At 61.3% G+C, this 13,268-nt stretch carries 12 protein-coding genes; 5 read left to right on the top strand and 7 right to left on the bottom strand.

Translation table 11 applies throughout. The annotated features are described in order from the left end of the window. Positions 1–65 precede the first annotated feature (65 nt). The 3 genes from hemL to CAF65_RS21745 are packed head-to-tail and all read right to left on the bottom strand — an operon-like array spanning position 66 to position 2,812. The gene (gene hemL / locus CAF65_RS21755) at positions 66–1,349 is read right to left on the bottom strand and encodes a glutamate-1-semialdehyde 2,1-aminomutase (RefSeq protein ID WP_085718148.1); all 1,284 of its coding nucleotides are present in this window, start codon (positions 1,347–1,349) and stop codon (positions 66–68) included. Between the two features lie 10 nt (positions 1,350–1,359). Further along, on the bottom strand, positions 1,360–1,983 hold the full coding sequence (thiE, locus tag CAF65_RS21750; protein WP_085718147.1) for a thiamine phosphate synthase: 624 nt from the start codon (positions 1,981–1,983) through the stop codon (positions 1,360–1,362). A gap of 31 nt (positions 1,984–2,014) precedes the next feature. Further along, positions 2,015–2,812, bottom strand: a complete 798-nt coding sequence (locus tag CAF65_RS21745; protein WP_008052407.1) for a hydroxymethylpyrimidine/phosphomethylpyrimidine kinase — start codon at positions 2,810–2,812, stop codon at positions 2,015–2,017. A 282-nt stretch (positions 2,813–3,094) separates the two neighbouring features. Between CAF65_RS21745 and CAF65_RS21740 the strand changes: the two genes are divergently transcribed. From CAF65_RS21740 to CAF65_RS21725, 4 genes are all read left to right on the top strand, one after another. Continuing rightward, positions 3,095–5,479, top strand: coding sequence for a hybrid sensor histidine kinase/response regulator (locus tag CAF65_RS21740; RefSeq protein ID WP_085718146.1), 2,385 nt, complete (start codon positions 3,095–3,097; stop codon positions 5,477–5,479). Positions 5,480–5,553: 74 nt separating this feature from the next. Further along, the gene (locus CAF65_RS21735; RefSeq protein ID WP_085718145.1) at positions 5,554–7,203 is read left to right on the top strand and encodes an acyl-CoA dehydrogenase family protein; all 1,650 of its coding nucleotides are present in this window, start codon (positions 5,554–5,556) and stop codon (positions 7,201–7,203) included. A gap of 115 nt (positions 7,204–7,318) precedes the next feature. Next, positions 7,319–8,818: an AMP nucleosidase gene (gene amn, locus CAF65_RS21730; RefSeq protein WP_178076732.1), complete on the top strand. Its 1,500-nt coding sequence runs from the start codon at positions 7,319–7,321 to the stop codon at positions 8,816–8,818. Between the two features lie 71 nt (positions 8,819–8,889). Next, entirely contained in the window at positions 8,890–9,525 is a 636-nt protein-coding gene (locus tag CAF65_RS21725; protein WP_085718144.1) for a pseudouridine synthase, read from the top strand. Here the strand turns inward: CAF65_RS21725 and CAF65_RS21720 are convergent. Further along, the gene (locus tag CAF65_RS21720; RefSeq protein WP_085718143.1) at positions 9,520–9,729 is read right to left on the bottom strand and encodes a DUF2788 domain-containing protein; all 210 of its coding nucleotides are present in this window, start codon (positions 9,727–9,729) and stop codon (positions 9,520–9,522) included. The genes CAF65_RS21725 and CAF65_RS21720 overlap by 6 nt on opposite strands. A 140-nt stretch (positions 9,730–9,869) precedes the next feature. Then, positions 9,870–10,349: an Lrp/AsnC family transcriptional regulator gene (locus tag CAF65_RS21715; RefSeq protein ID WP_007937367.1), complete on the bottom strand. Its 480-nt coding sequence runs from the start codon at positions 10,347–10,349 to the stop codon at positions 9,870–9,872. A 450-nt stretch (positions 10,350–10,799) separates the two neighbouring features. On the opposite strand from CAF65_RS21715, the gene CAF65_RS21710 reads away from it, so the two are divergent. Then, a complete protein-coding gene (locus tag CAF65_RS21710) occupies positions 10,800–11,843 on the top strand; it encodes a DUF6515 family protein (protein ID WP_085718142.1) in 1,044 nt (347 codons plus the stop codon). Here the strand turns inward: CAF65_RS21710 and CAF65_RS21705 are convergent. Beyond that, entirely contained in the window at positions 11,837–12,733 is an 897-nt protein-coding gene (locus CAF65_RS21705; RefSeq protein WP_085718141.1) for a cation diffusion facilitator family transporter, read from the bottom strand. The genes CAF65_RS21710 and CAF65_RS21705 overlap by 7 nt on opposite strands. A 40-nt stretch (positions 12,734–12,773) precedes the next feature. Continuing rightward, on the bottom strand, positions 12,774–13,193 hold the full coding sequence (locus tag CAF65_RS21700) for a hypothetical protein (protein ID WP_007990667.1): 420 nt from the start codon (positions 13,191–13,193) through the stop codon (positions 12,774–12,776). Positions 13,194–13,268: the final 75 nt, after the last annotated feature.

The following is a 13,268-nucleotide window of genomic DNA, read 5'->3' as shown; positions in this document are numbered from 1 at the left end:
TAGGAAAAACGCGGGTGTGCAGGTGAAAGCTGACGCTGGCGATGGCCAGCGTCAGCGCTACAGCTTTATTTCAAGGCAGCGAAGGCACGCTCGGCGGCGTCCAGGGTCAGTTTCAGCTCGGCTTCGCCGTGAGCGATCGAGGTGAAACCGGCTTCGAAGGCGCTCGGTGCCAGGTACACGCCACCTTCCAGCATCAGGTGGAAGAAGCGGCCGAACAGGGCAGCGTCGCTGGCCATCACATCATCGAAGGTGACGATGTCGTCGGCACCGCTGAAGTACAGGCCGAACATGCCACCGGCCTGAGTGGTCACGAACGGAATGCCGGCCGCATCGGCGCGCTGTTGCAGACCGTCGAGCAGGCGAGTGGTGTAGTCGGTCAGCTCGGCGTGGAAGCCCGGGCGGCTGATCAGGCGCAGGGTGGTCAGGCCAGCGGCCATCGCCAGCGGGTTACCGGACAGCGTACCGGCCTGGTACACCGGGCCCAGCGGGGCGATGCGAGACATGATTTCGCGTTTGCCGCCGAAGCAGCCGACCGGCATGCCGCCGCCAATGATCTTGCCGAAGGTGGTCAAGTCCGGGGTCACGCCGTAGTACGCCTGGGCACCGCCGAGGGCGACACGGAAACCGGTCATCACTTCGTCGAAAATCAGCACTACGCCGTGCTTGTCGCACAGGGTCCGCAGACCTTCGAGGAAACCCGGTGCCGGCGGCACGCAGTTCATGTTGCCGGCCACTGGCTCGACGATGATGCAGGCCACGTCCTCACCAACTTCGGCCAGCATGCTCTCAACGGCATCGATGTCATTGAACGGCAGGGTCAGGGTGTGTTTGGCGAACGCTGCCGGTACACCGGCCGAACTCGGTACGCCCTGGGTCAGTGCGCCGGAGCCGGCCTTGACCAGCAGGCTGTCGGAGTGACCGTGGTAGCAGCCTTCGAACTTGATGATGCTGTCGCGGCCAGTGAAGCCACGGGCCAGGCGGATGGCGCTCATGGTCGCTTCGGTGCCGGAGCTGACCATGCGCACCATTTCCATCGACGGCACGAGCGAGCAGACCAGGTCGGCCATCTGCGTTTCCATCTCGGTCGGGGCGCCGTAGGACAGTCCGTGCTCAAGCTGTTTGCGCACGGCGTCCAGCACATCCGGGTGGCTGTGGCCGAGGATCATCGGGCCCCAGGAACCGACGTAATCGACATAGCGCTTGTCGTCTTCGTCAGTGACGTAGGCACCTTCGGCGTGCTTGAAGAACAACGGCGTGCCGCCGACGCTCTTGAACGCGCGAACCGGCGAGTTCACGCCACCGGGAATGTGTTTCTGGGCATTGGCAAACAGCGTTTCGGAACGAGACATGATCGGGCTCTCAGACTTTCAGTAATTCATTGAATGCTCGGGCGCGGCGGGTTACTTCAGCCGTGCTCTCGGCGCCAAACAGGCCATGCACCACGGCCAGCAGATCGACCCCATGAGCCACCAGTGGGGCGGCATTGTCCAGGGTGATGCCGCCAATCGCGCAGATCGGCAGGTGCAGCTGTCGGCGGGCCTGGTCGAGCAGGTCGAGGCTGCAGGTGGGCGCGCCGGGTTTGGTGTTGGAATTGAAGAAGCGGCCGAACGCGACGTAGCTGGCGCCTTCCTTGGCCGCTTGTTCGGCGAGTTCGAGTTGCGCATGGCAGGTTGAACCGATGATCGCCTGACGCCCGAGCAGCGCGCGGGCCGGAGTCAAAGGGCCATCGGTCTGACCCAGGTGCACGCCCACGTTCAGGCGTGCCGCCAACTCGGCATCGTCGTTGATGATCAACTGCGTCTTGTAGCGTTCGCACAACTCGCGCAAGGCTTCGGCCTCGCGCAGGCGGCGGGCTTCGTCACTGCTCTTGTCGCGGTATTGCAGCAAGGTGACACCGCCTTCCAGCGCTGCCTCCACGTACGACAGGAATTTGCCCGCCAGCAACTGGCTGTCGGTAATGGCGTACAGGCCACGTAGTTTCATCGGACAAGCCTCACCGCATTACAAATGGAAGTTACGAACAGAAATCCAGTGGCAAACGGCGCGGCACGAACTGGCCTTTGCCCAACTGCTCGGCATCGCGCAGGGTGCGCCACGTGTAGTTAAGCGCGGTCTGCACGGCGCTGGCGAGGTTTTCGCCCTGGGCCAGACGACCGGCGAGGGCACTGGCCAGGGTGCAACCGGAACCGTGATAACTGCCGGGCAAGCGCTGGCAGGTGTAGGTTTCGCGCAGGCCATCGCGGCTGTACAGGCGATTGTGGATTTCGGTTTCGTCGCCATGACCGCCGGTGATCAGCAGGTGTTTGACGAACGGCAGGAGTTTTTCGGCGCACTCGTCCGCGGTGCCTTCGGGCAGTTCGGCGAGGATTCGGGCTTCGGGAAGGTTAGGGGTCGCAATGATCGACAAGGGCAGCAGGCGTTCGCGCATGGCATAGCCGACTTCGTCCTTGCCCAGGCGTCCGCCGCCGCCAGCGCGCAGCACCGGGTCGCAGACCACTGGCAAGTGCGGGTGCGCCGAAAGCAGTTCGACCACGGTGTCGACCATTTCCAGGGAACCGAGCATGCCCAGTTTGACGGCCGCGACTTCGGAGTCGTTGAGCACGGCATTGGCCTGGGCCAATACCCACTCACGGTCGAGGACGCGGAAGTCAGTGACATTGACGGTGTCTTGCACGGTCAGGGCGGTGACGGCCGGAGCCGCATGGCAACCCTGAGCGAGCAGGGCTTCGATATCTGCCTGCAAGCCGGCGCCGCCACTTGGGTCGTGGCCGGAGAGACAGAGGACAACGGGGCGAGAGCTGTAGATATTCATGGTGCGCGAGCTTACCACCAAACAACGTTTTTCGGGTGTAGCGACAGCCAGTCCGGCTGTTCCCTCGCCACGGTGACTCATCGGCCACAAAATGTCTTCTGGTATTTGCTCTGAAACGCCCGTTCTAGAGCCTTTGTAGGAAAAATTTCAATGGTGTTTAGTGGCCGTCAACGGCTATGCTAGAGTGGATCCAAACCAATAACAGGTGATACCGGTTTTACGTCTGCTCAAAAGGAATGGGGGGCTTCCTGACAGAACCGGACAGGCCACGCTGGGGCTTCAATGCACTATTTGCTGATGTTGCTGTTGTGTTTGCCCCTCCTGGCAAACGCCGTCGAGTTCGATGAGTTCACTCAAAGCCTCCCCTTGGGCCGAGCCCTGCAGGTCTACGAGGATGCAGGTGGTCAGGCGACCATCGCGGAGATCCGTGCGCAAGCGGCGGCCGGCAACTTCAAACCGCACCACAAGGACACACTCAACGCCGGGTATTCGCGTTCGGTGTTCTGGCTGAAAATCGATCTGCATTACCGTCCGGCCAATCCGGCGGTGCAACGGACCTGGCTGCTGGAACTGGCCTATCCGCCCCTCGATCATCTCGATCTCTATTTGCCTGATGCGGCTGGCAACTATCAGTTGGCCAGGCAGACCGGCGATGCCTTGCCGTTCGCCAGCCGCGAGGTTCGTCAGAATAACTATTTGTTCGACCTGACGTTCAAGCCTGACCAGGCTGAAACCCTGTTCTTGCGACTGCAAAGCGAAGGCTCGATCCAGGCACCGGTAACCTTGTGGTCGAGCACGGCCTACCTCGAAGAGCAGCCCGTGCGCCTCTACGTACTGGGGCTGATCTACGGCGTGCTGCTGGGGATGCTGGTCTACAACCTGTTCATCTACCTCAGCGTGCGCGACACCAGTTACCTCTACTACATCTTCTATATCGCCTCGTTCGGTTTGTATCAGCTGTCGGTAAACGGGGCGGCCGTGCAGTATTTCTGGCCGGACAACCCCTGGTGGGCCAACGCCGCGACGCCGTTTTTCATCGGCTGTGCGGGGCTGTTCGGCAGTCAGTTCGCCCGCAGTTTCCTGCAAATGGCTACCCACAGTCGCTGGCTTGACCGCTTGTTGCTGGCGCTGGTTGCCTTTAGTGCGCTGGTCGTGGGCCTGTCGTTGATGACCAGTTACGCCCTGGCCTTGCGCCTGGCCACGGCGCTGGCGCTGATGTTCACCGTGATTATTTTTGCCGCCGGGATCTTTGCCTGGCTGCGGGGCCTGCGAGTCGCGCGGTATTTCATTATTGCCTGGTCGGCGTTTTTGCTCGGCGGCATCGTCAATACACTGATGGTGCTGGGATACCTGCCGAACGTGTTCCTGACCATGTATTCCAGCCAGATCGGCTCGGCCATCGAAGTGGCGTTGCTGTCCCTGGCGCTGGCCGACCGCATCAACGACATGCGCGAGCAGCAGGCGCAAACCCTGTTCGACGCCAGCCAGAAACTTGAGGTTCTCAACCAGCAACTGGCTCGTAGTAACAGGCTCAAGGACGAGTTCCTTGCCACCCTGACCCATGAACTGCGCACGCCCATGAATGGTGTGATCGGTTCGCTGGAACTGATGCAGACGGTCGAAATGGACCCTGAGCTGGAGCAGTACCAGCAGACGGCTTCGGGCTCAGCGCGGGACATGATGCGCATGGTCAACGGCATCCTCACCCTCACCGAATTGCAGGCCGGCAAACTCAAGGCCTCGGCCGACTCCTTCAGCTTGCGCGGAACGGTCGAGGCACTGCGCACGCAGTTCGAGGGCAACGCATCGGGCAAGTCGCTGGACTTCAAGGTCGATGTCGCGCCAGGTGTGCCGGATCGCTTGTACGGCGACCACGTCAAGATCGCCCAGTGCCTGGAATGTCTGCTGGATAACGCCATCAAGTTCACCCGGGTCGGCGGTCTGGCCTTACGGGTGACCGGCAAGGCTATTGAGCCCGACCGGGTGGCGTTGACCTTTGCGGTGATCGACACGGGCATTGGCTTCACCGATTTGGGGGAGGCCACTATGTATCAGCGGTTCTTCCAGCTCGATGGCTCGATGACCCGTGAATACGGTGGCCTGGGTGTTGGCCTTGCGATTTGTCGACAGTTGGTCGAATTGCTGGGTGGACGCCTGACTCATCGCTCCGAGCCAGGACGTGGCAGCCGGTTTCAGCTTGATGTGGAAGTCGGGCTGCCGGTGGTCGAACGCCCGGTGACGCCGTTGATGACCCGGGACTTTCCGCGCCTGCGCTTGCCCCAGGATTGTGCCGTGCTGTTGGTGGATGACAACGGCATCAGCCAGTTGGTGATGCGCGGCATGTTGCTCAAGCTGGGGTTTCGCGTGCGTACGGCCGACAGTGCCGATGTTGCGCTCGATCTTTTGCAGCGCGAAGTGTTTGACGTGGTGCTGGTCGATTGTCAGTTGCCGCTCCAGGACGGTGCGTCAGTGTGCTGCCAGATCCGTGCGTTACCGGGTTATGCCGAACTGCCGGTGTTCATGATCGCCCTGGATGGTGACCGTGAGCGCTGCCCAACTGGCGCGGTAATTGATCATTTGAGCAAACCGGTGAAATTCGAAGACTTGCAGGCCGCGCTCTACCGTCGTGTGCTTTGCTCACAACAGGGCGAAAGCGCCGGCATTTAGGCGGATATGACACTTTGAACGGTCCAGGGGCGGTGCTTAACTGAAGTCCCTTGGCCGACCAAAGGAGCCCAGTCATGAACCTGCATCAGTTCGCCGAAACCCACGAAGTCACCAATCAGCCACCGTCATTGGACGGCGCCAACCTGTACCGCATCGACTTGCCGTTGCAGGAGTGGTCGCGGCGTTTCGGGGCCGGTTGGGCCGAAGCGCGGATCGATGCCTACGGCGCGCTGGCCGGTGGTCCTTTGATGGAAGCCGGGTTCCTGGCCAATCAGAACAAGCCGGTATTCAACAGCCATGACCGCTTTGGTCATCGCATCGACCTGGTGGAGTTTCATCCGGCCTATCACCAATTGATGCGCACAGCGGTCGAGCACGGCCTGACCTCGCTGCCCTGGGCGCACCCGCAGGACGGCGCCCATGTCGCCCGCGCTTGCATGTCGTATCTGCACAGCCAGGCTGAAGCCGGCAGTGGCTGCCCATTGACCATGACCTTCGCCAGTGTTCCGGCCATGCGTCTGCAACCGGACCTGGCCGAAAAGTGGCTGCCGAAAATCCTCGCCACCGAATACGACCCGCGCAATGTCGGTATGACCCACAAGGCCGGGGTCACCATCGGCATGGCCATGACCGAGAAGCAGGGCGGCACCGATGTGCGAGCCAATACCACCAAGGCGTATCCGGTCGGCGTCAGCGGTCCGGGCCAGGCCTATGAGTTGGTGGGGCACAAGTGGTTCTGCTCGGCGCCGATGTGCGACGCCTTCCTGACACTGGCGCAGACTGACAAGGGCCTGACCTGTTTCCTGTTGCCGCGCCATCGTCCGGACGACACCCGTAATCAGTTCTACATCCAGCGCCTGAAGAACAAACTCGGCAATTGCTCCAACGCTTCCAGCGAAGTGGAGTTCCGCGGCGCACTGGCGTGGATGGTCGGTGAAGAGGGGCGTGGCGTTCCGACGATCATCGAGATGGTCGCCATGACTCGTTTCGACTGCATGGTCGGTTCCAGTTCGCTGATGCGTCAGGCGCTGACTCAGGCCAGTCACCATTGTGCTCACCGTTCGGTTGGCGGCAAGCTGCTCAGCGAACAGCCATTGATGCAGAACGTGCTGGCGGATCTGGCTCTGGAAAGTGAAGCCGCCCTGGCCTTGAGCCTGCGCATGGGTCGGGCGCTGGACCATCTGGACGATTCGCAGGAAGCCAGATTCGCTCGACTGGTGACGGCCGTGGGCAAGTACTGGATCTGCAAGCGAGCGCCGGCCATGATCAACGAAGCGGCCGAATGCATGGGCGGCGCAGGTTATGTCGAAGACAGCATCCTGCCGCGGCTGTACCGCGAGGCGCCGGTGAATTCGACATGGGAAGGCTCCGGCAACGTGCAGTGCCTTGATGTGCTGCGTGCCCTGTCGAAAGAGCCTGGTGTGCTCGACGCGCTGTTCAGCGAGTTGGGCGATGGTCATGGCGACAAGCGCCTGGCTGCGCACATCCATCAATTGCAGGCGGCCTTCAAGGACACCAGTGACATTCAGTACCGCGCCCGGCAGTTGACCGAGGACATTGCGCTGGGGTTGCAGGCCAAGCTGTTGCTGGAAGCCGGGAACGAGGTGGTCAGTGATGCTTTCATCGCCAGTCGTCTGGATGGCGGCGGCCGAGTGTACGGCGCGTTACCACGAGGCCTGGACGTGGAAGCGATTGTCGCCCGATCGACTCCGCAGGGCATCTGAGCGACACCGACCTCCTGTGGGAGCGAGCAGGCTCGCTCCCACAGTTGTTCTGCGTATACCGCATTACTGCATTGCTAACATGCCACTGTTCCCGTGAAGCGACGATGCAGGCAAGATGAAGGTCTGCAAGTCAGAACACAGGATGCTGATCGTGACCGAAGCTTTTATTGTCGTTCAAACCGCCGAGCAAGCCGTGGATCGGCTTGCACTCTTGCACAATCGTGCAACCACCGCGCTGAGTCAGGCGCTCAAGCGTTACCTCAAGGACCGTGTCGAGCCGGACGCCGAGCAGCGTGCGCTGTTCCGTTATCCCGAACTGCGCCTGACCTACCATTGCCAGGGCGAAGTCCCGCAGACTACCCGTGCCTATGCCAAGGTCCAGCTGCCAGGCACCTACAGCGTCACAGTCACCCATCCATCGGCTTTCCGTAAATACCTGCTGGAACAGCTGGTTCCGCTGATGCACGACTTCACCGTGACCGTGGAAGTCGGGGTCAGCGAGCAGAACATCCCGTATCCGTATGTGGTCGAGCAGGGCGATGAGCTGGCGGGTTCCGGCGTCACCGCTGCCGTGCTGGCGCGGGTGTTCCCGAGTACCGACCTGTCGGCCGCGACCGATGGCATTGCCGACGGTTTGTACGACTGGGAAAACACCGATCCGCTGCCACTGGCCCTGTTCGATGCCGCACGGGTGGATTTCTCCCTGCGCCGATTGGTGCATTACACCGGCAGTGACTGGCGGCATGTGCAGCCGTGGATTCTGCTGACCAACTATCACCGCTATGTCGACCAGTTCATCGTCCATGGCCTGGAACAGCTGCGCAACGACCCGCGCTTCGTGCGCATGGTGCTGCCGGGTAACGTGATCATCGAAAAGAGCATGGATCACGGCGAAGCCTCGGCGATTGCCGCCGGCGTGGTCTGGCACCGTTATCAGATGCCGGCCTATCACCTGATCGCCAGCGACGGCCACGGTGTGACCCTGATCAACATCGGTGTCGGCCCGTCCAACGCCAAGAACATCACCGACCACCTGGCCGTTCTGCGCCCGCATTGCTGGCTGATGATCGGTCACTGTGGCGGCCTGCGTCAGTCGCAAACCATCGGCGACTATGTGCTGGCCCACGCTTACATGCGCCGCGACGGGATTCTCGACCGGGTGGTGCCGCCGAACATTCCGATTCCGGCCCTGGCCGAAGTGCAGTTGGCGCTTCAACAAGCGGCGGCCAACATCACCGGCGAGAAGGGCGACGAACTGAAGAAGCGCCTGCGCACCGGCACCGTGCTGACCTACGACGACCGTAACTGGGAGCTGCGCTGGGCCCAGGAACGACCACTGATCAACCTGTCCCGCGCCGTGGCGGTGGACATGGAAAGCGGCACCATCGCCGCCCAGGGTTATCGTTTGCGGGTGCCGTACGGCACGTTGTTGTGCGTATCGGACAAGCCGCTGCACAGCGAAATCAAGTTGCCGGGCTCGGCGAACGCCTTCTATGAGCGCGCAGTCAGCCAGCACTTGAAGATAGGTATCGAGGCGGTGGATCTGTTGCGTACCGAACTCAACTCACTGCACTCGCGCAAACTGCGCAGCTTCGACGAGCCGCCGTTCCGCTAACGGTTGTCATAGTCATTTGGCGGTCAGGGCACTAGCATTAGCAGCCCTGACCGTTAGATGTTGTTTTGCCCATGTCGCGTCCATCTCGTCCACCTTCCCGTCGCCCTGGCGCGAAGCCGTCCCCAACAGCCCAGCGCCGTGTCGCCAAGGCGCCACCGGCCGAGCCCAAACTGATCCTGTTCAACAAGCCGTTCGATGTGCTGACGCAATTCAGTGACGGCGAAGGGCGCGCTACGCTCAAGGATTACATCGATGTACCGGGCATCTATCCGGCCGGACGGCTGGACCGCGACAGCGAAGGCTTGTTGCTGCTGACCAACGACGGTCAGCTTCAGGCACGGATCGCCGACCCGAAACACAAACTGGCCAAGACCTATTGGGTACAGGTCGAGGGCGAGCCGAGCGCCGAGCAATTGCAGCGCTTGCGTGACGGGGTTGAGTTGAATGACGGCATGACCTTGCCCGCCGAGGCGCGACAACTGGACGAGCCCGAGCTGTGGCCGCGCAATCCGCCGGTGCGCTTTCGTAAAAGCGTACCGACCAGTTGGCTGGAGTTGGTGATTCGCGAAGGGCGCAACCGGCAGGTGCGGCGCATGACGGCTGCGGTCGGTTTGCCGACGTTGCGCCTGGTACGGGTCAGGATCGGTGACTGGACGATCGAAGGGCTCGATCAGGGCCAGTGGAAAGAAGCACCGGCGCGCTTATAAAGTGCCGGTTTCGATCAGGCCGATGACCACACTTTTGATCACGAATGCAGCCACACCAAGGCCGAGCACGAAGAACAGGATGAAAGATCCAAAGCGCCCGGCCTTGGACTTCTTCGCCAGATCCCAGACGATGAAACCCATGAAAATGATCAGGATCGTGACCAGTCCGGTCATCATCCACTCTTCGAATACTGCAGGATCCATCGAACATCTCCGGCGCAGGCGAGGCTAAAAGGGCGCGGCGAGTATACGCCGCACTGGCTTCGTGCAGTATTGACCTGCGTCGGTGTGTCGCAGTCATTCGTCGCCTGGGCCGGCCTCTTCGCGAGCCTGCTCGCGAAGCCTTAACTACGCAGATGAGTCAACGGCAGTTCAGTGCTGTTGAGCACCTGATTGAGTACAAAACTCGAGCGCACGCTGGTCACCCCTTCAATCCGGGTCAGATGCCCCAGCAGCAGTTTCTGGTAGTGATCCATGTCCGGCACCACGACCTTGAGTTGATAGTCGGCATCCATCCCGGTCACCAGGCTGCATTCGAGCACCTGGGGCAAGGTGCGGATGGCTGCTTCGAAGTTTTCGAAACGCTCCGGCGTGTGACGGTCCATGCCGATCAGCACGTAGGCCGTCAGGCTCAGGCCGAGCATTTTGCGGTCGAGCAGGGCGACCTGGCGGGAAATGTAGCCGTCGTCTTCCAGTTGCTTGACCCGCCGCGAGCACGGCGAAGGCGACAGGCCGATGCGCTCGGCCAGCTCCTGGTTGGAGATGCGTGCGTCGCGCTGCAATTCCGCCAAAATACTCAGGTCGTAACGGTCGAGCTTGCTCATCAATCAATCCTTTGTCGTAACTATTGCGACAGATTATCTATCCAGGGTTAAAAATTGCGCAAGTGATGTTTAATTCAGCAATCTTCGCAATCATCTGCCGGCGCTCCCAGCCTATTCTTATCACCAGAATCACTGCTCGGACAAACAGTCCAGTGCGGCTCGCCCAATCAGGCCCGCCGCGGTCGCCACCCCCACCGGGGACGTGCCGGCCCCCGAGCTACACACTGTCCAGAAGACGGCGTGAGGTGAGCCGACGTCAAAAGCGTCGAGCCAGGACGAAGTTCTCCAAGGGGAGGCCGACGGGTCTCCCCTTTTTCTTGCGCGTAATTTACTGCCGCGAATTGACACTCAGCCCTCAATAAATAAGTTGCGTGACTGATAACCTGTAGCAGAACCGGCCCGTGCTTTCCCAGTCTTATGTACAGGCCCTAACCCGCAATGAGGAAAAGCATGAACGCGCGCATCTGGCGTTTGGCCGGAGTTGGTTTGCTGTGTGTCAGTGTCACTGCGCAAACGATGGCCGATGAGCCGCAAAACCATGGCCGTGATGGCGGGCAGCACGGCCAGGAAGGGCATCAGGGTGGTAATCAGGGCCATGGTGGCAACAACCAGCCGCCTCCGCAAAACGGCCAGCCGCAGAACCAGCCCCGTGCGCAGAACAACGACAATCGCCAGTCCGAGCGCAACGGTCAGAATCAACATCAGAACAATGGCCAGTGGCAGAACCGTCCAGCACCGGATTTCAACAGCCCGGTTCGCTCGCCGCCGCCACCACCGCAGCTGCCGGCCAATGACTTTCCGATCCAGCCCCGCCCCGACACCGTGCGCCAGACCCAGCCGCCGCAGCGTGGTTACTACCAGGACCAGCCGCACCGCAACGATTACAACCAGCGCTGGAACGGCTATATGGGTGCGCCAACCAATTACAGTAACTGGCAGGGTCACCCTGACGGGCGCGGTAACGGCTGGGGACCCGGGCCTAGGTATCGGCCTGGCCAGGTGATCGACCGCTTCCCCGAGCGTAATTACCGCGTGCCTTACCGTGGCATGGATTATTACTATTCCGCCGGTTACTGGTATCGCCCGCTCGGTCCGCGCTATGAGGTGGTGCAGCCACCACGCGGGATTCGTGTTCGCTACCTGCCCGATTATGCCCAACAGGTGTGGATCGGCGGGGCGCTGTTTTTCCTCGCGGCCGGTTCGTACTACGCCTACCAGGAAAGCACTCAGGATTACGAGGTGGTCGAGCCGCCGGTTGGCCAAGCGCAACCACCAGTCGCCAGCAATGGTTATGACGTGGAGGCGTATCCGGCCAACGGTCAGTCGCCGGAGCAGGTCAGCCGGGATGGCTATGAGTGTTATCAATACGCGGTGCAGCAGAGTGGTTTCGATCCACGAACTGCCACCTACCAACCAGATCCGTCGGTGGTGCAAGCCTACCGACAGGCTCAGGGCAACTGCCTGAGCAGTCGCGGTTATCAGGTGAATTACTGAGCCCGGGCGGCTTTCACCACTTCCCGCGGGTCGGCGTGCACCAGCACTTCGGCGCGCGGGTAGGCACTGTGAATGGCCGCGGCCGCCTGATCGCTGATGCCGTGGGCGACTGACAGCGTCAGTTCCCCCGGCAACTCCAGATGCAACTGCACAAACCACTGGTTGCCGGAGATCCGCGTACGCAAGTCATGCGCACCCAACACACCGGGCACGCTGCACGCCAATTCCAGCATGTGCTGGCTGACATCCGGTGGCAGTTCTTCATCCATCAACACCGCAAAACTCTCCCGGGCGATCTGCACCGCGCTCCAAAAGATATAAGCGGCGATGCCCAGACCAAACCAGGCGTCGACCTGGTTCCAGCCAAACCCGGTCAGTACCAGCGCCAGCAGAATGCTGCCGTTGAGCAGCAGGTCCGAACGGTAATGCAGCGAGTCGGCACGCACGGCATTGGAGCCCGTGGCTTTGATCACCCGATGTTGCAGCATCAGCAATGCGAGGGTCAGGGCGAGCGAGAACACGATCACACCGATACTGATCCACGGCGCGCCGACCGGTTCGGGATGTCTCAGACGATCGTAGGCCTGTAGCGCAATCAGTATCGCACTGCCGCCAATGAACAGTGCCTGGGCCATGCCCGCCAATGACTCGGCCTTGCCATGCCCGTAGCGATGATCATCGTCGGCGGGGCGCAGGGCGTAATGCACCGCCAGCAGGTTGAGCAATGACGTGACGCCGTCGAGTGCCGAGTCGGTGAGCCCGGCGAGCATGCTCACCGAGCCGCTCAGCCACCAGGCGATGGCTTTGGCGACGACCAATGTGCAGGCCACCGCCACCGAGGCACGGGTCGCCAGCCGCAGCAGGCGGGCGTGTTCGGAGCTGGAGGTCATAGTGGCCATTGTTCCTTGAGAGTCCTTTCGCGCGCAGGGATTACGCGGCTGGTTGCAGGCCGAACATCGCCAGTTGTTGGGTGCTGCCTTTGCTCTGGATCAGGCGTGGATCGTCCAGCGGGAAGCTGCGGCCCAGTTCGCTTTCCAGAATAGTCTGCAACTTGCGGTTATCGACCTTGCCGTCGGGGCCGATGGCGTCCTTGAGTTTTTGCGGGTCGACCTGGGCGGTCTTGCCCGGTTCGAAGTAAATCGCGCCGGTGGCGAAGTCCACGGCAAATGCGATCAGGCCGGGAATGATGTAGAACAGCAGGCCCACGGCGTCGAGCGCGGCAATGGCCGGGTCGATCTTGCCTTCGATCTGGCCACGGCGATCGGGGTAGAAGATCGAACCGCAGGCCGTCACTTGAGTCAGCAAGGTTGCGACCAGAACACCGCCAATCAGGCGAAAGGGAGCACGCATTTGAAATCTCCTGGGTAATCTCGAAACGAAACGTCGTCGATATGAATTAAGACCCTGACGAACGCCTTGCAGTTC

The organism is Pseudomonas sp. B28(2017) (assembly GCF_002113025.1).
In the GTDB taxonomy this organism is placed as follows: domain Bacteria; phylum Pseudomonadota; class Gammaproteobacteria; order Pseudomonadales; family Pseudomonadaceae; genus Aquipseudomonas.
The sequence above is the reverse complement of the archived record's forward strand: the minus strand, read 5'-3'. Positions and strand labels throughout refer to the sequence as shown.